The sequence below is a fragment of the Nesterenkonia halobia genome (genome assembly GCF_039536005.1).
Lineage (GTDB): Bacteria > Actinomycetota > Actinomycetes > Actinomycetales > Micrococcaceae > Nesterenkonia > Nesterenkonia halobia.
This window is the reverse complement of sequence record NZ_BAAAYG010000005.1, coordinates 46,821-62,343: the sequence shown is the minus strand read 5'-3', so window position 1 is coordinate 62,343 and position 15,523 is coordinate 46,821. Positions and strand designations below refer to the sequence as shown.

Below are 15,523 nucleotides of genomic sequence, written 5' to 3'. Positions count from 1 at the left end.
GGATTCCGAGCCTGCGGCGCGCCCCGGTGTCTGCCGAGGTGTGCGGTCACACAGACAGCCATACTAACGCCCGTGACGCGGGCGGGATGAATCGTGGCACGGACACGCGGGCCCGCAGATGCACGACGGCCCCCGCCGGACCCTCCGCAGCCCCGCGTCAGCGGGATCTGCGGAGGTCGACGGGGGCCGTCATGTCAGATCGGCGAGAGGACTTCTCAGCCCTGCTCGATCGTGGTGACCGAGCCGCCGGCGGCCTGGATCTTCTCCACGGCCGAGGACGAGAAGGCGTGCGCCGTCACGTTCACGGCCACGGAGATCTCCCCGGAGCCGAGGACCTTCACCGGCCGGCCCTTCTTCGCCACGCCCTGGCCGACGAGGTCGTCGACGGTCACGTCGCCGCCGGACGGGTACAGCTCGCCCAGCTTGGAGAGGTTGACCGGCGAGTACTCGACGCGGAACGGGCTCTTGAAGCCGCGCAGCTTCGGCAGACGCATGTGCAGCGGAAGCTGCCCGCCCTCGAAGCCTGCCGGCACCTGGTAGCGAGCCTTGGTCCCCTTCATGCCACGGCCTGCGGTCTTGCCCTTCGACGCCTCACCACGACCCACACGCTGGCGGGACTTCTTGGAGCCGGGGGCCGGACGCAGGTCGTGGACCTTGAGGACGTCGGACTCTGCAGCGTTGTTGTCTGCCATCGTCACTTCGCCTCCTCGACGGTCACGAGATGCTTCACGGAGTTCAGCATGCCCACGGTCACGGCGTCGGCGTCGCGGACGACAGTGTGCCCCACGCGCTTCAGGCCCAGCGACCGCACCGTCTCACGGTGGGTCGGCGTGGCGCCGATGGTGGACTTGGACTGGGTGATCTCCAGCTTCGCGTCGCTGGCGACCACGTTCTTCGCGGTGGTCTGGATGTCGTTCATCCTCATGCACCTGCCTTATCTGCCCGGGCGGCACGGTCCGCCTCCATAGTGCGGAGCATCGGCGCCGGAGCGACCTCGTCGAGCGGCTTGCCGCGGCGGGCGGCCACGGCCTCGGGCTCCTCGAGCTGCTTCAGCGCGTCGATCGTGCCGTGCACGATGTTGATCGAGTTGACCGAGCCCATGGACTTGGTCAGCACGTCGTGGACGCCCGCGCAGTCGAGGACCGCACGCACCGGTCCGCCGGCGATCACACCGGTACCCGGCGAAGCCGGACGCAGGAGCACGACGCCGGCGGCGTCCTCTCCCTTGACCAGGTGCGGGATGGTGGAGCCGACGCGCGGGACGCGGAAGAAGTTCTTCTTCGCCTCCTCGACGCCCTTCTGGATGGCCGCGGGGACCTCCTTGGCCTTGCCGTAGCCGACGCCCACCATGCCGTCGCCGTCGCCGACGACGACCAGCGCGGTGAAGCTGAAGCGACGGCCGCCCTTGACCACCTTGGAGACGCGGTTGATGGTGACGACGCGCTCGAGGAACTTGTCCCGATCGTCGTCCCGGCCGCCGCCGCGGCCGCCGCCGCGACCGCCGCCCTCGCCGCGACCGCGACCGCCGCGGCCACCACGGCCGCCGCGGTCCTCACGGCCGCCCTGGGACGAGCTGTTCTGGTCGGCCTGCTGGGTGTCGCCGCCGCCCTGAGCCTTCTCGGCGGCCTCGACGGAGTTGTCGTTGGTCTCAGTCACAGATGAAACCTTCTCAGTGTTGTCGGTGTTCTCACTCACAGCTGCAGACCACCCTCCCGGGCGCCGTCGGCGACGGCGGCCACACGACCGTGGTACTTGTTGCCGCCGCGGTCGAAGACCACGGCGTCGATGCCGGCCGCCTGAGCGCGCTCGGCGATGAGCTCGCCGACCTTCTTCGCCTTGGCGGTCTTGTCGCCGTCGAAGCTGCGCAGGTCGGCCTCCATCGTGGTGGCCGAGGCCAGCGTGTGGGACTGCTGGTCGTCGACGACCTGGGCGACCATGTGCCGGGAGGACCGGGTGACCACCAGGCGCGGACGCTCGGCGGTGCCGTCGATCTTCTTGCGCAGGCGGATGTGGCGGCGGCCGCGGGCAGCGGACTTGGACTTGCCCTGGATACCAATAGCCATGGTTTACTTACCTGCCTTTCCGGCCTTGCGGCGAATCTGCTCGCCCTCGTAGCGGACGCCCTTGCCCTGGTACGGGTCGGGACGGCGCAGCTTGCGGATGTTCGCGGCGACCTGTCCGACCTGCTGCTTGTCGATGCCGGAGATCGAGAGCTTGTTCGCGCCCTCCACCTGGAAGGAGATCCCCTCGGGGGCCGCCATCTGGATGGAGTGCGAGTAGCCCAGCGCGAACTCGAGGTCCGAGCCCTTGGCCTGGACGCGGTAGCCGGTCCCGACGATCTCGAGCTTCTTGGTGAAGCCCTCCGTGACGCCGTGGACCATGTTGGCGACCAGCGTCCGGGTCAGGCCGTGCAGCGAGCGGGACTCCCGCTCGTCGTCGGGACGGGTCACCGTGATGGTGTCCTCTTCGACGGACACCTCGATGCCCTCGGCCAGAGTGCGGGCGAGCTCGCCCTTCGGTCCCTTGACGGTGAGGTCGCGACCCTTGAGGTCGACCTCGACGCCGGCAGGAATGGTGATCGGAAGCTTACCGATGCGTGACATAGTGCTTCGACTCCCTTCGCGTCACCAGACGTAGGCGAGGACTTCCCCGCCGACGCCCTTCTTGGCTGCCTGCCGGTCGGTCAGCAGACCGGAGGAGGTGGACAGGATCGCGATGCCCAGGCCGCCCAGCACGTGCGGGAGGTTCGTGGACTTCGCGTACACCCGGAGACCGGGCTTGGAGATGCGACGCAGGCCGGCGATGGACCGCTCGCGGTCGGGACCGAACTTGAGGTCGATGGCCAGGGTCTTGCCGACCTCGGCCTCGTCCTCGCGCCAGTCGGTGATGTATCCCTCGGCCTTCAGGATGTCGGCCACACGCACCTTCAGCTTGGAGCTGGGCATGGAGACCTCGTCGTGGAAAGCCGAGTTGGCGTTGCGCAGACGCGTGAGCATGTCTGCGACTGGATCAGTCATTGTCATGAGGGGCGTTCGCCCTTCCCCGCCACGGTTTCCGATCTCCGAAGGAACTCTGGGCCCGCCGCCCGGAGGGGCGGCGACCCGACAGAACCTCTGGTGAAAGGACCTGCGGCGTAGTGCTTACTGGTCGGTCTTGAACGGGAAGCCGAGCGCCTTCAGCAGCGCGCGGCCCTCGTCGTCGGTCTTCGCGGAGGTCACGACGGTGATGTCCATGCCGCGCGGGCGGTCGATCTTGTCCTGATCGATCTCGTGGAACACCGACTGCTCGCTCAGTCCGAAGGTGTAGTTGCCGTTGCCGTCGAACTGCCGGTCGCTCAGCCCGCGGAAGTCGCGGATGCGCGGCAGCGCGAAGGTCACCAGACGGTCGAGGAACTCCCACATCCGGTCGCCGCGCAGCGTGGTGTGCGCGCCGATCGGCTGGCCCTCGCGCAGCTTGAACTGCGCGATCGACTTCCGGGCCCGGGTGATCTTCGGCTTCTGGCCGGTGATGTTGGTCAGGTCCGCCACGGCGGCGTCGATGATCTTGGAGTCGCGGGCCGCCTCGCCGACGCCCATGTTCACCACGACCTTCACCAGGCCGGGCACCTCCATGACGTTGCCGTAGGAGAACTGCTCCTGCATCGTGCCGCGGATCTCGTCGCGGTACTTGGTCTTCAGTCGGGGGGTGATCTTCTGCGTCACGCTCTGCACCTCGGTCATCACAGGTCCTTTCCGGAGGCCTTGGCGTAGCGGACCCGCACGGTCTTGGTGCGGCCGTCACGCTCGACGGTCTCCTCCCGGTGGCCGACGCGGGTGGGCTTGCCCGTCTCCGGGTCCACCACGGCCACGTTGGAGATGTGCAGCGGGGCCTCGGACTCCACGATGCCGCCCTCGGTGCTGCCGGCCTGGCCGGCGCGCAGGTGGCGCTTCATCCGGTTGACGCCCTCGACGACGACGCGCTCCTCGCGCGGCCGCACCTCGAGGACCTTGCCCTGCATGCCCTTGTCCTTGCCGGACAGGATCTGGACGAGGTCGTCCTTCTTGATGTTTGCCATGAGTCAGAGCACCTCCGGCGCGAGCGAGACGATCTTCATGAACTTCTTGTCGCGCAGCTCGCGGCCCACGGGGCCGAAGATGCGGGTACCACGCGGGTCCTGGGTCTCACCCTTGAGGATGACGGCAGCGTTCTCGTCGAAGCTGATGTAGGACCCGTCGTGGCGACGGGACTTCTTCCGCGACCGCACGACCACGCCCTTGACGACATCGCCCTTCTTGACGTTGCCGCCGGGGATGGCGTCCTTCACGGTGGCGACGAAGATGTCGCCGATGCCTGCATAGCGGCGTCCGGATCCGCCGAGCACACGGATGACCAAGAGTTCCTTGGCCCCGGTGTTGTCAGCGATCTTCAGCCGCGATTCCTGCTGAATCACTTGTCTACTCCTGTCGTCTCGCCGGTTCTCCCCGCTGGTGCGGCGAGCCTGGCGGAACTTCCGAATGAACCTCCCCCGGCCGCTTACCCACGTGGACTGCGTCGTGCCGGCCGGAACGAGTCCGGCCGCACCGACGCGGCGCCTGATTCACGAGGCCGAGGCGGCATGGATGGGGGACGTGCGCTGTCCTCCGACCCTCCCGGCGATGATCACCGCGGGAGGCCTGCGGGGTGGAGGCCCCGCATACAAGGGCGCACAGCCTCAATAGCATACCTGAAAACAGCTCGGGGCCCAACTCAGCAGGTGAGTCGGGCCCCGAGCCGTCATGCTAGGCCGCAGCGTCGAGCGGGGACGCGGTGATGCCGGAGAGTCCGGAGATCACTTCGCCTTCTCGATGATGCGCACCAGGCGCCAGCGCTTGGTCGCCGAGAGCGGACGAGTCTCGGCGAGCTGGACGGTGTCCCCCACGCCGGCCTCCTCGTTCTCATCGTGCGCGGTGAACTTCGAGTGCCGCTTCATCACCTTGCCGTACAGGGAGTGCTTGTTGCGGTCCTCGACGGCGACCACGATGGTCTTGTGCATCTTGTCGGACACCACGACGCCGCGCAGGTTCTTGCGGTAGGCGCGCTCGGTGCCCTGTGCCTCGGTGTTGGTTTCGCTCATGATCAGTCCTCAGCCTTCTCTTCAGTGGACTCTGCCTCAGCACCGACCGACTCGCGAATGCCCAGCTCCCGCTCGCGCAGGACCGTGTAGATCCGGGCGATGTCGCGCTTGACGGCCTTCAGACGGCTGGAGTTCTCCAGCTGACCGGTGGCGGACTGGAAGCGAAGGTTGAACAGCTCCTCCTTGGCGCTGCGCAGCTGCTCGGCGAGGGACGAGTCGTCCATCGCGGAGAGCGTCTCAACCGTCAGATCCTTCGACCCAACTGCCATGGTCACTCACCACTCTCTCGGCTGATCACGCGTGCCTTCATCGGCAGCTTGTGGATTGCCAGACGAAGGGCCTCCTTGGCCACCTCGTCGCTGGCACCGGTCACGGTCAGCTCGAACATCACGCGTCCGGGCTTCACGTTGGCCACCCACCACTCGGGCGAGCCCTTGCCGGAGCCCATGCGGACCTCGGCCGGCTTCTTGGTCAGCGGGTGGTCCGGGAAGATGTTGATCCACACCTTTCCGCCGCGCTTGATGTGGCGGGTCATGGCGATACGCGCAGACTCGATCTGGCGGTTCGTGACCCAGCCGTGGCCGAGGGCCTGGATGCCGTACTCGCCGAAGGCGAGCTCAGTGCCGCCCTTGGCGTGGCCGCGGCGCTTCGGCTTGTGCGGCTTGCGGTACTTGACTCGACGGGGCATCAGCATCAGCTCTGACCTCCTTCTGCTGCAGACTCGGAAGCAGCCGGCTGGGTTGCGGTCTCAGCGGGGGCCTGCTGGTCACGGCTGCGACCGCCGCGCCGACGACGCTCGCCGCCGCGGCCACCGCCGCCGCCGCGGCCGCCACCGCCGCCGCGGCCCGAAGGCTGCGCGGCCTGCTGGGCGGCCAGCTCCTTGTCGGTCAGGTCGCCCTTGTAGACCCAGACCTTCACGCCGATGCGGCCGAAGGTGGTCTTGGCCTCGTGCTTGCCGAAGTCGATGTTGGCCCGGAGGGTGTGCAGCGGCACGCGGCCCTCGCGGTAGAACTCGTTGCGCGACATCTCCGCACCGCCCAGACGGCCGGAGCACTGGATCCGGATGCCCTTCGCGCCCGACCGCATGGCCGAGGAGATGGACTTCTTCATCGCGCGGCGGAAGGCCACGCGGGCGGCCAGCTGCTCGGCGACGCCCTGGGCGATCAGCTGCGCATCGGTCTCGGGGTTCTTGACCTCGAGGATGTTCAGCTGGATCTGCTTGGCGGTCAGCTTCTCCAGCTGCCCGCGGATCCGGTCCGCCTCGGCGCCGCGGCGGCCGATGACGATGCCCGGACGGGCGGTGTGGATGTCGACCCGGACGCGGTCGCGGGTGCGCTCGATCTCGACCTTGGAGATGCCGGCGCGCTCCACGCTCTTCGCCAGCAGCTCGCGGATCTGGACGTCTTCCTTCACGAAGTCCTTGTAGCGCTGACCCGCGGCGTTGGAGTCGGCGTACCAGTGGGAGACGTGGTCCGTCGTGACGCCCAGACGGAAACCATTGGGGTTGATCTTGTTACCCACTACTGATCCCCACCTTTCTCGTCCGCACCGACCACGACGGTCACGTGGCTGGTGCGCTTGTTGATGCGGTAGGCCCGACCCTGGGCGCGCGGACGGAACCGCTTCATGGTCGGACCCTCGTCGACCCGGGCCTCGGTCACGACGTAGTCGTCCTCGTTGAACGCGACGCCGGCCTGGTCGGCGTGCTGGCGAGCGTTCGCCATCGCCGAGGCCAGAACCTTGTAGACCGGCTCGGAGGCTCCCTGCGGGGCGAACTGCAGGATCGCCAGCGCCTCGTTGGCCTGCTTGCCGCGGACAAGGTCGACGACGCGCCGGGCCTTCATAGGCGACACACGCAGATAGCGCGCAATTGCCTTGGCTTCCATTGCTTTCCTTCTCTCGTCTCTGGATCGAAGAGGCAGCGTGCTCATCCCCTCGGGGATCAGCGGCGCTTGCCCTTCTTGTCGTCCTTCACATGGCCGCGGAACGTGCGCGTCGTAGCGAACTCGCCGAGCTTGTGCCCGACCATCGACTCGGTGATGAACACCGGGATGTGCTTCCGGCCGTCGTGCACGGCGATGGTGTGGCCGAGCATGTCCGGGACGATCATCGAACGGCGGGACCAGGTCTTGATGACATTCTTGGTGCCCTTTTCGTTCTCAGCCTGCACCTTCAGGTACAGGTGCTGATCAACGAAGGGGCCCTTCTTCAAGCTGCGTGGCATGGCTCCAGGCTCCTATCGCTTGTTCTTCTTGGTACGACGGCGACGCACGATGAGCTTGTCGCTCTCCTTCTTCGGGCGCCGCGTGCGACCCTCGGGCATGCCGTTCGGGTTGACCGGGTGGCGGCCGCCGGAGGACTTGCCCTCGCCACCGCCGTGCGGGTGGTCGATCGGGTTCATCACGACGCCGCGGACGGTCGGACGGACGCCCTTCCAGCGACTGCGGCCGGCCTTGCCCCAGCTGATGTTGGACTGCTCGGCGTTGCCCACCTGGCCGACGGTGGCGCGGCAGCGCACGTCGACGTTGCGGACCTCGCCGGAGGGCAGCTTCAGCTGGGCGTGCTTGCCCTCGCGGGCCACCAGCTGGATGGAGGCGCCGGCCGAGCGGCCGAGCTTGGCCCCGCCGCCCGGACGCAGCTCCACGCCGTGCACGACGGTGCCCAGCGGGATGTTGCGCAGCGGCAGGTTGTTGCCCGGCTTGATGTCGGCGTTCGGGCCCGACTCGACGGCCGCGCCCTGGGCCAGCCGGCCCGGAGCCAGGATGTAGCGCTTCTCGCCGTCGGCGAAGTGCAGCAGCGCGATGCGGGCGGTGCGGTTCGGGTCGTACTCGATGTGAGCGACCTTCGCCGGCACGCCGTCCTTGTCCGACCGACGGAAGTCGATCAGCCGGTACTGGCGCTTGTGCCCGCCGCCCTTGTGGCGAGTGGTGATCTTGCCCGAGCTGTTGCGTCCGCCGGTCTTGCTCAGCGGGCGCAGCAGGGACTTCTCCGGGGTGTCCCGGGTGATCTCTGCGAAGTCGGCCACCGACGAGCCACGCTGGCCCGGGGTGGACGGCTTGAGGTTACGGATAGCCATGTTCTTCTTCCTCGATTAAGTGGTCTCCGCCTGCCCTGGTCAGGACAGCGGACCTCCGAAGATGTCAATGTTGCCCTCGCGGAGGCTCACCACGGCACGCTTGGTGTCGTTGCGCGAGCCCCAGCCGAAGCGAGTGCGCTTCCGCTTGCCCGGGCGGTTGTTGGTGTTCACCTTGTCGACGGTGACGCCGAAGATCTTCTCCACGGCGTACTTGATCTCCGACTTGGTGGCCTTCACCTCGACGAGGAAGGTGTACTTGCCCTCGTCGATCAGGCCGTAGGACTTCTCCGAGACGACCGGCGCGATGATGACGTCGCGCGGATCCTTGACGGTCGGGACGCTCACTTGGCCTCCTCCTTGTTCGCACCCTGGGCGTGGGCCAGGAACGCGTCGTAGCCGGCCTGGGTGAACACCAGGTCGTCGGAGACGACGACGTCGTAGGTGTTCAGCTGGTCGGCGTACAGCGTGTGGACGGACGGCAGGTTGCGGGTCGACAGCGCGGCGGCGTCGTCGCCGCGGTCGATCACGACCAGCCAGTTGCGGTTCCGGCCGCCCAGACCCTCCAGGGCCTGCTTCGCAGCCTTGGTGGAGGTGGACTCCACCAGGGCGTCGACCACGTGGACGCGGCCGGCGCGAGCACGGTCGGAGAGGACCCCGCGCAGCGCGGCGGCCTTCATCTTCTTCGGGACCTTCTTGCTGTAGTCCCGGGGGGTCGGGCCGTGCACGACGCCGCCGCCGATCATGTGCGGGGCGATCATCGAACCCTGGCGCGCCCGACCGGTGCCCTTCTGCCGGAACGGCTTGGTGCCGGTGCCGGAGACCTCGGAGCGGGTCTTCACCTTGTGGGTGCCCTGGCGAGCTGCGGCCTGCTGCGCGACGACGACCTGATGGATCAGTGCGACGTTGGTCTTGGCGTCGAAGACCTCGGCGGGGAGATCGACGGAAACCTTGTTGGCCATGAGGATCATGCTCCCTTCACTGCAGTGCGGACCAGGACGACCTGGCCGCGAGCACCGGGGACGGCGCCCTTGATGAGCAGCAGGTTCTTCTCGGCGTCCACGGCGTGGACGGTGAGGTTGTGCGTGGTGTGGCGGTTGTTGCCCATCCGGCCGGCCATGCGCACGCCCTTGAACACGCGGCCCGGAGTCGCGGCGCCGCCGATGGCGCCGGGCTTCCGGTGGTTCTTGTGCTGACCGTGGGAGGCGCCGACGCCGCCGAAGCCGTGACGCTTCATGACGCCTGCGAAGCCCTTGCCCTTGGTGCGGCCGACGACGTCGACCTTCTGGCCGGTCTCGAAGGACTCGACGGAGAGATCCTGGCCGGCCTCGTACTCGGAGGCGTCGCCGGTGCGGATCTCGACGAGGTGACGGCGCGGCGTCACGCCGGCCTTCTCGAAGTGACCGGCCAGCGGCTTGGTCACCTTGCGCGGATCGATCTGGCCGTAGCCGATCTGGACGGCCGAGTAGCCGTCGTTCTCCGCAGTGCGGATCTGGGTGATGACATTGGAGTCGGCCTGGACGACAGTGACCGGCACGAGGTTGTTGGCCTCGTCCCAGACCTGGGTCATGCCGAGCTTCGTGCCCAGCAGTCCCTTGACGTTCAGTTCGACGCGGGAAATGTTGGTCATAGTTCTCTCAGCACCTCCCTGCTTCAGAGCTTGATCTCGATATTGACGTCTGCAGGCAGGTCGAGACGCATCAACGAGTCGACCGCCTTGGGGGTCGGGTCGACGATGTCGATGAGGCGCTTATGAGTGCGCATCTCGAAGTGCTCGCGGCTGTCCTTGTACTTGTGCGGCGACCGGATCACGGCGTACACGTTCTTCTCGGTCGGCAGCGGCACCGGGCCGACGACCGTCGCGCCGGCGCGCGTCACGGTGTCGACGATCTTCCGAGCCGAGCTGTCGATGACCTCGTGGTCGTACGACTTCAGCCGGATGCGGATTTTCTGTCCCGCCATGGCATCTGCCTCTTTCTGGTCACTGCTTCGTCATGTGGTCTCTCACAGCCCGCAGCGGCCCGACGCGCGCGTCGGTGAGAAGGCCTGGCCACGCGCCGGACAGGGACGTCCCGCGGCACTCCCCTTCTGCAGTTGCGGACTGCGCGCCGCCTCCCCTCGAGGAGGTGGCGCACATCCCGATCAGGCCGAACCGCATCGGCCGCGCTCTCCGCGCGCCGCCACGGCTGCTCGCCCTGTCGGATATCCGACCCCCGCGGTCGGGCGTGTCGCTTTGATGAGCAGAACATCTGCGCACAGCGAGACACACCACGAGGGTCGGTCTCGATCTCGAATGGCCTTTCGCCCACTGCAGCGCACCCGAGAATGGGCACGCCGGGACGGGATCGTCCGTGAGCAACTTGTCTATCCTGACAGATGCCCCCACGGATTGCAAACCGCTCGGCGGGCGGCCGGCGCCGGCCCGGACAGCACGAGAGCCCCCGACGTCGCAGGGACGTCGGGGGCTCTCGTCGACTCCGGGGAGTTATCCGACCTCGCCCGTCAGGGGCGGGCCGGGGCCTTCCCCGAGATCAGCAGATCCGAAGGCTCACTTCAGGACCTTGGTCACACGGCCGGAGCCCACGGTGCGGCCACCCTCGCGGATGGCGAAGCCGAGGCCCTCCTCCATGGCGATCTCCTGGATGAGCTCGACGGTCATCTCGGTGTTGTCGCCCGGCATGACCATCTCGGTGCCCTCCGGCAGCTCGATGACGCCGGTGACGTCGGTGGTCCGGAAGTAGAACTGCGGACGGTAGTTGGTGTAGAAGGGGTTGTGACGGCCGCCCTCGTCCTTGGACAGGATGTAGACGTTCGCCTCGAAGTTGGTGTGCGGGGTGATCGAGCCCGGGGCGGCCACGACCTGGCCGCGCTCGACGTCGTCACGCTTCACACCGCGCAGCAGCAGGCCGCAGTTCTCGCCGGCCCAGGCCTCGTCGAGCTGCTTGTGGAACATCTCGATGCCCGTGACCGTGGTCTTCTGCTTCGGGCGGATGCCGAGGATCTCGACGTCGGAGCTGATCTTCAGCGTGCCGCGCTCGGCGCGGCCGGTCACGACGGTGCCGCGGCCGGTGATCGTGAAGACGTCCTCGATCGGCATCAGGAACGGCTTGTCCTTGTCGCGCTCCGGCTCCGGGATGTACTCGTCGACCTGCTCCATGAGGTCCTCGACGGTCTTGACCCACTCGGCGTCGCCCTCGAGGGCCTTCAGCGCCGAGGTGCGGATGATCGGGGTCTCGTCGCCGTCGAAGTCCTGCTCGGACAGCAGCTCGCGGACCTCCATCTCGACCAGGTCCAGCAGCTCGGCGTCCTCGACCATGTCGGCCTTGTTGAGGGCGACGATCAGCGCCGGGACGCCGACCTGGCGGGCCAGGAGGACGTGCTCGCGGGTCTGGGCCATCGGGCCGTCGGTGGCGGCGACCACCAGGATGGAGCCGTCCATCTGGGCGGCACCGGTGATCATGTTCTTCACGTAGTCAGCGTGGCCCGGAGCGTCGACGTGCGCGTAGTGGCGCTTCTCCGTCTGGTACTCCACGTGGGACACGTTGATGGTGATGCCGCGCTCGCGCTCCTCGGGAGCGTTGTCGATGCCGGCGAAGTCCTTCGCGTCGTTCAGCTCCGGGTACTTGTCGGCGAGCACCTTGGAGATGGCGGCGGTCAGGGTCGTCTTACCATGGTCGACGTGACCGATGGTGCCGATGTTCAGGTGCGGCTTGCTCCGCTCGAACTTTGCCTTGGCCACAGGTTCCTCCTAAGAACGTGTTCAGTCAGAAGACGTGCTATCAGCCGCACTGGTGCAAGGCTGAAACTCTCGCAAGTCTACTGGGGCGCATGGTATTCAGTGAAATTTCCGGAGACCTCACGGGCCGGTCGCGCCTGCCCCGTCAGGCGGCTGATCGGCGGGGACCGCTCCGGATCCGGCCCCGCCGGGAGCCCGCTCCCCCGCCCGCCGGACGGCCGACGGGGGAACGGGGCCTCGAGCTGCGCCGAGGACGATCGGTCAGACCGTCACTCGCCGCGGTTCTTCTCGATGATCTCCTCGGCCACGGCCTTCGGGACCTCGGCGTAGGCCTCGAAGGTCATGGTGAAGACGGCCCGGCCCTGAGTGCGCGAGCGGAGCTCGCCGATGTAGCCGAACATCTCCGACAGCGGGACGGTGGCCTGGATGACCTTCACGCCCGCGGCGTCGTCCATCTGGCCGATCTGGCCGCGCCGGGAGTTCAGGTCGCCGATGACGTCGCCCATGTACTCCTCGGGAGTGCGGACCTCGACGGCCATCGTCGGCTCGAGCAGCACCGGCTTCGCGCGGGTGACGCCCTCCTTGAAGGCCTGGGAGCCGGCGATCTTGAACGCCATCTCCGAGGAGTCGACGTCGTGGTACTGGCCGTCGTTCAGCGTGGCCTTCACGCCGACCATCGGGTAGCCCGCGAGCACGCCCAGGCCCATCGCGTCCTGGATGCCGGCGTCGACCGACGGGATGTACTCGCGCGGGATGCGACCGCCGGTCACGGCGTTGGCGAACTCGTACATCTCGCCGTCGGAGGTGTCCAGCGGCTCGAAGTCGAGGATGACCTTGGCGAACTGGCCGGAGCCGCCGGTCTGCTTCTTGTGGGTGTACTCCACACCCTCGGCCTTCTTGCGGATGGTCTCGCGGTAGGCCACCTGCGGCTTGCCGACGTTGGCCTCGACCTTGAACTCGCGCTTCATGCGGTCGACCAGCACGTCGAGCTGCAGCTCGCCCATGCCGCCGATCTCGGTCTGGCCGGTGTCCTCGTTGCGGTTCACCGTGAAGGTCGGGTCCTCGGCCGCCAGCTTCTGGATGGCCGTGGAGAGCTTCTCCTGGTCATTCTTCGACTTCGGCTCGATGGCCAGCGTGATGACCGGCTCCGGGAAGGACATCGACTCGAGCACGATCGGCTCGCCCGGGTCCGCCAGCGTGTCGCCGGTGGTGGTGTCCTTCAGGCCGACCACGGCGTAGATGTTGCCCGCGGTGACCTCCTCGACCGGGTTCTCCTTGTTGGAGTGCATCTGGAACAGCTTGCCGATGCGCTCCTTCTTGCCGCGGGTGGTGTTGATCACCTGCGCGCCGTTGGTCAGCCGGCCGGAGTACACGCGGATGTAGGTCAGCTGGCCGAAGAACGGGTGCGCGGCGACCTTGAAGGCCAGCGCGGAGAACGGCTCGTCCTTGCTGGGCTTGCGGGTCAGGACCTTGTCCTCGTCGTTCGGCGCGTGGCCCTCCATCGCCGAGATGTCCAGCGGGCTCGGCAGGTAGTCGACGACGGCGTCCAGCATCGGCTGCACGCCGCGGTTCTTGAAGGCCGAGCCGCAGAAGACCGGGTAGGCCTCGCCGCTGACGGTGAGCTTGCGGATGCCCTTGGTGAGCTCCTCGAGGGTGAGCTCCTCGCCGGCGAAGTACTTCTCCATGAGGTCCTCGTCGGCCTCGGCGACCGACTCGACGAGCTCGTCGCGGTACTGCTGGGCCCGCTCCTTGAGCTCCTCCGGGATCTCCCGGGTCTCGTACTCGGCGCCCAGGGTCACGTCACCCTTGGCGTCGCCGGGCCACACCAGCGCTTTCATGTGGACCAGGTCCACCACGCCGACGAAGTCGGACTCGGAGCCGATCGGCAGCTGCATCACCAGCGGCTTGGCGCCCAGGCGGGACTTGATGGTGTCGACGGTGAAGTAGAAGTCGGCGCCGAGCTTGTCCATCTTGTTGACGAAGCAGATGCGCGGCACGTTGTACTTGTCGGCCTGGCGCCACACCGTCTCCGACTGCGGCTCCACACCCTCCTTGGCGTCGAACACCGCCACCGCGCCGTCGAGCACGCGCAGCGCACGCTCCACCTCGACGGTGAAGTCGACGTGGCCCGGGGTGTCGATGATGTTGATCTGGTTGTTCTCCCAGAAGCAGGTCACCGCGGCGGACGTGATCGTGATGCCGCGCTCCTTCTCCTGAGACATCCAGTCCGTCGTGGACGCACCGTCGTGGGTCTCCCCCAGCTTGTGGTTGAGGCCCGTGTAGAACAGCACACGTTCGGTCGTGGTGGTCTTACCGGCATCGATGTGCGCCATGATGCCGATGTTGCGGACCTTCTTCAGGTCACTGAGCACGTCTTGTGCCACGGTTGATCCCCTTGTCCTCTCAGGTCTCTCGATGGATGCTGCCGGTGAAGCGGTGACCCGCCGCCGACAAGCCTACGCGGCGCGGATGCGGGCGAGAAGCCTCCCGACGGAGGCCGCCGCGGCGCCGCGCGGGCCGTCGATCACCAGCGGTAGTGGGCGAAGGCCTTGTTGGACTCGGCCATCTTGTGGGTGTCCTCACGGCGCTTGACCGCGGCACCCAGGCCGTTGGAGGCGTCCAGGATCTCGTTCATCAGCCGGTCGGTCATCGTCTTCTCACGACGGTCCTTGGAGTAGCCGACCAGCCAGCGCAGCGCCAGAGCGGTCGCACGGCCGGCCTTGACCTCGACGGGCACCTGGTAGGTGGCGCCGCCGACGCGGCGGGAGCGGACCTCGAGGGCCGGACGGATGTTGTCCATGGCCTTCTTCAGCACGGTGACGGCGTCCTCGCCGGTCTTGGTCGCGACGCCGGAGAGGGCGCCGTAGACGATCCGCTCGGCGGTGGACTTCTTGCCGTCGGTCAGCACCTTGTTGATCAGCTGCGTGACCAGCGGGGAGCCGTGGACGGGGTCCTGAGTGATGGGGCGCTTCGGCGCCGGTCCCTTGCGCGGCATTACTTCTTCTCCTTCTTCGCACCGTAGCGGCTGCGGGCCTGGCCGCGGCCCTTGACGCCCTGGGTGTCGAGGGCGCCGCGGACGATCTTGTACCGGACGCCGGGGAGGTCCTTCACCCGGCCGCCGCGCACGAGCACGATCGAGTGCTCCTGCAGGTTGTGCCCCTCGCCGGGGATGTAGGCGGAGACCTCCACGCCGCCGTTCAGCCGCACACGGGCGACCTTGCGGAGGGCGGAGTTCGGCTTCTTGGGCGTCGTGGTGTACACGCGGGTGCAGACACCGCGACGCATCGGGCTGCCCTGCAGCGCAGGGGTGGTGTTCTTGGTCGGCTTGGGGGCGCGCCCCTTGCGGACCAGCTGCTGAATAGTAGGCACTATGCGCTCTCCATACGTGGTTTCGGGCGTGACGGACCACGGCGGGCCGCCGTCCGGTCAGGCTGAGGGATGCTCACCATCCCGCGGGCGATCAGTTCTTCGCACAGTCCGCGGGAGGGGCCCCTGGGCGTGCAAAAATGTGGCATTCGTCGCGCAACGACCCCGCGACCCGGACCGAGTCCCTCTGCCACACAGAAACAATCGAGTCAACGATAGCAGGAGCCGCAGCGTTCCGCCCAATCCCCGGCATCCG

At 67.6% G+C, this 15,523-nt stretch carries 24 protein-coding genes; all 24 read right to left on the bottom strand.

Going from position 1 to position 15,523, the window contains the following annotated elements:
* Window positions 1-215 precede the first annotated feature (215 nt).
* A complete protein-coding gene (gene rplO, locus ABD652_RS06840) occupies window positions 216-692 on the bottom strand; it encodes a 50S ribosomal protein L15 (protein WP_153142877.1) in 477 nt (158 codons plus the stop codon).
* Between the two features lie 2 nt (window positions 693-694).
* Window positions 695-925: a 50S ribosomal protein L30 gene (rpmD, locus tag ABD652_RS06835; RefSeq protein ID WP_344719587.1), complete on the bottom strand. Its 231-nt coding sequence runs from the start codon at window positions 923-925 to the stop codon at window positions 695-697.
* On the bottom strand, window positions 922-1,695 hold the full coding sequence (gene rpsE, locus ABD652_RS06830; protein WP_153142875.1) for a 30S ribosomal protein S5: 774 nt from the start codon (window positions 1,693-1,695) through the stop codon (window positions 922-924). The genes rpmD and rpsE overlap by 4 nt, the downstream gene beginning before the upstream one ends.
* Window positions 1,692-2,063 carry a 50S ribosomal protein L18 gene (gene rplR, locus ABD652_RS06825; RefSeq protein ID WP_153142874.1) on the bottom strand — a complete coding sequence of 124 codons (372 nt, stop codon included), beginning with the start codon at window positions 2,061-2,063 and terminating at the stop codon, window positions 1,692-1,694. Before rplR ends, rpsE begins: the two co-directional genes overlap by 4 nt.
* Window positions 2,064-2,066: 3 nt before the next feature.
* Window positions 2,067-2,603, bottom strand: coding sequence for a 50S ribosomal protein L6 (gene rplF, locus ABD652_RS06820; RefSeq protein ID WP_344719582.1), 537 nt, complete (start codon window positions 2,601-2,603; stop codon window positions 2,067-2,069).
* Window positions 2,604-2,624: 21 nt separating this feature from the next.
* The gene (rpsH, locus tag ABD652_RS06815; RefSeq protein ID WP_344719580.1) at window positions 2,625-3,023 is read right to left on the bottom strand and encodes a 30S ribosomal protein S8; all 399 of its coding nucleotides are present in this window, start codon (window positions 3,021-3,023) and stop codon (window positions 2,625-2,627) included.
* Between the two features lie 117 nt (window positions 3,024-3,140).
* Window positions 3,141-3,719: a 50S ribosomal protein L5 gene (rplE, locus tag ABD652_RS06810; RefSeq protein WP_153142871.1), complete on the bottom strand. Its 579-nt coding sequence runs from the start codon at window positions 3,717-3,719 to the stop codon at window positions 3,141-3,143.
* Window positions 3,719-4,054 carry a 50S ribosomal protein L24 gene (rplX, locus tag ABD652_RS06805; protein ID WP_153142870.1) on the bottom strand — a complete coding sequence of 112 codons (336 nt, stop codon included), beginning with the start codon at window positions 4,052-4,054 and terminating at the stop codon, window positions 3,719-3,721. The genes rplE and rplX overlap by 1 nt, the downstream gene beginning before the upstream one ends.
* Window positions 4,055-4,057: 3 nt before the next feature.
* Window positions 4,058-4,429 (bottom strand): 50S ribosomal protein L14, encoded by a 372-nt coding sequence (gene rplN, locus ABD652_RS06800; RefSeq protein WP_010524186.1) that lies wholly within the window; start codon window positions 4,427-4,429, stop codon window positions 4,058-4,060.
* A gap of 378 nt (window positions 4,430-4,807) precedes the next feature.
* Complete coding sequence (gene rpsQ / locus ABD652_RS06795) at window positions 4,808-5,092, bottom strand: 30S ribosomal protein S17 (RefSeq protein WP_153142869.1); 285 nt, start codon at window positions 5,090-5,092, stop codon at window positions 4,808-4,810.
* Window positions 5,093-5,094: 2 nt separating this feature from the next.
* Window positions 5,095-5,361, bottom strand: coding sequence for a 50S ribosomal protein L29 (gene rpmC / locus ABD652_RS06790; RefSeq protein WP_029514046.1), 267 nt, complete (start codon window positions 5,359-5,361; stop codon window positions 5,095-5,097).
* Window positions 5,362-5,363: 2 nt separating this feature from the next.
* Entirely contained in the window at window positions 5,364-5,786 is a 423-nt protein-coding gene (gene rplP / locus ABD652_RS06785) for a 50S ribosomal protein L16 (protein WP_344719568.1), read from the bottom strand.
* On the bottom strand, window positions 5,786-6,613 hold the full coding sequence (gene rpsC / locus ABD652_RS06780) for a 30S ribosomal protein S3 (protein ID WP_344719565.1): 828 nt from the start codon (window positions 6,611-6,613) through the stop codon (window positions 5,786-5,788). The genes rplP and rpsC overlap by 1 nt, the downstream gene beginning before the upstream one ends.
* Complete coding sequence (gene rplV, locus ABD652_RS06775; RefSeq protein ID WP_010524597.1) at window positions 6,613-6,978, bottom strand: 50S ribosomal protein L22; 366 nt, start codon at window positions 6,976-6,978, stop codon at window positions 6,613-6,615. Before rplV ends, rpsC begins: the two co-directional genes overlap by 1 nt.
* A 56-nt stretch (window positions 6,979-7,034) precedes the next feature.
* Complete coding sequence (rpsS, locus tag ABD652_RS06770) at window positions 7,035-7,316, bottom strand: 30S ribosomal protein S19 (RefSeq protein ID WP_153142850.1); 282 nt, start codon at window positions 7,314-7,316, stop codon at window positions 7,035-7,037.
* 12 nt (window positions 7,317-7,328) lie between these two features.
* Window positions 7,329-8,168, bottom strand: coding sequence for a 50S ribosomal protein L2 (gene rplB, locus ABD652_RS06765; RefSeq protein WP_344719560.1), 840 nt, complete (start codon window positions 8,166-8,168; stop codon window positions 7,329-7,331).
* 39 nt (window positions 8,169-8,207) lie between these two features.
* Window positions 8,208-8,513, bottom strand: a complete 306-nt coding sequence (gene rplW / locus ABD652_RS06760; RefSeq protein WP_010524600.1) for a 50S ribosomal protein L23 — start codon at window positions 8,511-8,513, stop codon at window positions 8,208-8,210.
* A complete protein-coding gene (rplD, locus tag ABD652_RS06755; protein ID WP_344719556.1) occupies window positions 8,510-9,127 on the bottom strand; it encodes a 50S ribosomal protein L4 in 618 nt (205 codons plus the stop codon). Before rplD ends, rplW begins: the two co-directional genes overlap by 4 nt.
* Before the next feature lie 5 nt (window positions 9,128-9,132).
* Entirely contained in the window at window positions 9,133-9,795 is a 663-nt protein-coding gene (gene rplC, locus ABD652_RS06750; RefSeq protein WP_344719554.1) for a 50S ribosomal protein L3, read from the bottom strand.
* Between the two features lie 23 nt (window positions 9,796-9,818).
* Complete coding sequence (gene rpsJ / locus ABD652_RS06745) at window positions 9,819-10,127, bottom strand: 30S ribosomal protein S10 (protein WP_010524603.1); 309 nt, start codon at window positions 10,125-10,127, stop codon at window positions 9,819-9,821.
* 586 nt (window positions 10,128-10,713) lie between these two features.
* Window positions 10,714-11,904: an elongation factor Tu gene (gene tuf, locus ABD652_RS06740; RefSeq protein WP_344719551.1), complete on the bottom strand. Its 1,191-nt coding sequence runs from the start codon at window positions 11,902-11,904 to the stop codon at window positions 10,714-10,716.
* A 266-nt stretch (window positions 11,905-12,170) separates the two neighbouring features.
* The gene (fusA, locus tag ABD652_RS06735; RefSeq protein WP_344719550.1) at window positions 12,171-14,285 is read right to left on the bottom strand and encodes an elongation factor G; all 2,115 of its coding nucleotides are present in this window, start codon (window positions 14,283-14,285) and stop codon (window positions 12,171-12,173) included.
* A gap of 140 nt (window positions 14,286-14,425) precedes the next feature.
* Complete coding sequence (rpsG, locus tag ABD652_RS06730; RefSeq protein WP_153142844.1) at window positions 14,426-14,896, bottom strand: 30S ribosomal protein S7; 471 nt, start codon at window positions 14,894-14,896, stop codon at window positions 14,426-14,428.
* Window positions 14,896-15,270: a 30S ribosomal protein S12 gene (gene rpsL / locus ABD652_RS06725; RefSeq protein WP_153142843.1), complete on the bottom strand. Its 375-nt coding sequence runs from the start codon at window positions 15,268-15,270 to the stop codon at window positions 14,896-14,898. The genes rpsG and rpsL overlap by 1 nt, the downstream gene beginning before the upstream one ends.
* Window positions 15,271-15,523: the final 253 nt, after the last annotated feature.

What these genes read in the sequence shown, in the direction of transcription:
- rpsG (WP_153142844.1), bottom strand. Translation starts at nt 14,896, where the DNA reads ATGCCGCGCAAGGGACCGGCGCCGAAGCGCCCCATCACTCAGGACCCC.
- rpsS (WP_153142850.1), bottom strand. Translation starts at nt 7,316, where the DNA reads ATGCCACGCAGCTTGAAGAAGGGCCCCTTCGTTGATCAGCACCTGTAC.
- rplO (WP_153142877.1), bottom strand. Translation starts at nt 692, where the DNA reads ATGGCAGACAACAACGCTGCAGAGTCCGACGTCCTCAAGGTCCACGAC.
- rplE (WP_153142871.1), bottom strand. Translation starts at nt 3,719, where the DNA reads ATGACCGAGGTGCAGAGCGTGACGCAGAAGATCACCCCCCGACTGAAG.
- rpsQ (WP_153142869.1), bottom strand. Translation starts at nt 5,092, where the DNA reads ATGAGCGAAACCAACACCGAGGCACAGGGCACCGAGCGCGCCTACCGC.
- rplR (WP_153142874.1), bottom strand. Translation starts at nt 2,063, where the DNA reads ATGGCTATTGGTATCCAGGGCAAGTCCAAGTCCGCTGCCCGCGGCCGC.
- rpsJ (WP_010524603.1), bottom strand. Translation starts at nt 10,127, where the DNA reads ATGGCGGGACAGAAAATCCGCATCCGGCTGAAGTCGTACGACCACGAG.
- rpmD (WP_344719587.1), bottom strand. Translation starts at nt 925, where the DNA reads ATGAGGATGAACGACATCCAGACCACCGCGAAGAACGTGGTCGCCAGC.
- rplF (WP_344719582.1), bottom strand. Translation starts at nt 2,603, where the DNA reads ATGTCACGCATCGGTAAGCTTCCGATCACCATTCCTGCCGGCGTCGAG.
- rpmC (WP_029514046.1), bottom strand. Translation starts at nt 5,361, where the DNA reads ATGGCAGTTGGGTCGAAGGATCTGACGGTTGAGACGCTCTCCGCGATG.
- rplB (WP_344719560.1), bottom strand. Translation starts at nt 8,168, where the DNA reads ATGGCTATCCGTAACCTCAAGCCGTCCACCCCGGGCCAGCGTGGCTCG.
- rplC (WP_344719554.1), bottom strand. Translation starts at nt 9,795, where the DNA reads ATGACCAACATTTCCCGCGTCGAACTGAACGTCAAGGGACTGCTGGGC.
- rpsH (WP_344719580.1), bottom strand. Translation starts at nt 3,023, where the DNA reads ATGACAATGACTGATCCAGTCGCAGACATGCTCACGCGTCTGCGCAAC.
- rplX (WP_153142870.1), bottom strand. Translation starts at nt 4,054, where the DNA reads ATGGCAAACATCAAGAAGGACGACCTCGTCCAGATCCTGTCCGGCAAG.
- rplD (WP_344719556.1), bottom strand. Translation starts at nt 9,127, where the DNA reads ATGGCCAACAAGGTTTCCGTCGATCTCCCCGCCGAGGTCTTCGACGCC.
- rplV (WP_010524597.1), bottom strand. Translation starts at nt 6,978, where the DNA reads ATGGAAGCCAAGGCAATTGCGCGCTATCTGCGTGTGTCGCCTATGAAG.
- rplP (WP_344719568.1), bottom strand. Translation starts at nt 5,786, where the DNA reads ATGCTGATGCCCCGTCGAGTCAAGTACCGCAAGCCGCACAAGCCGAAG.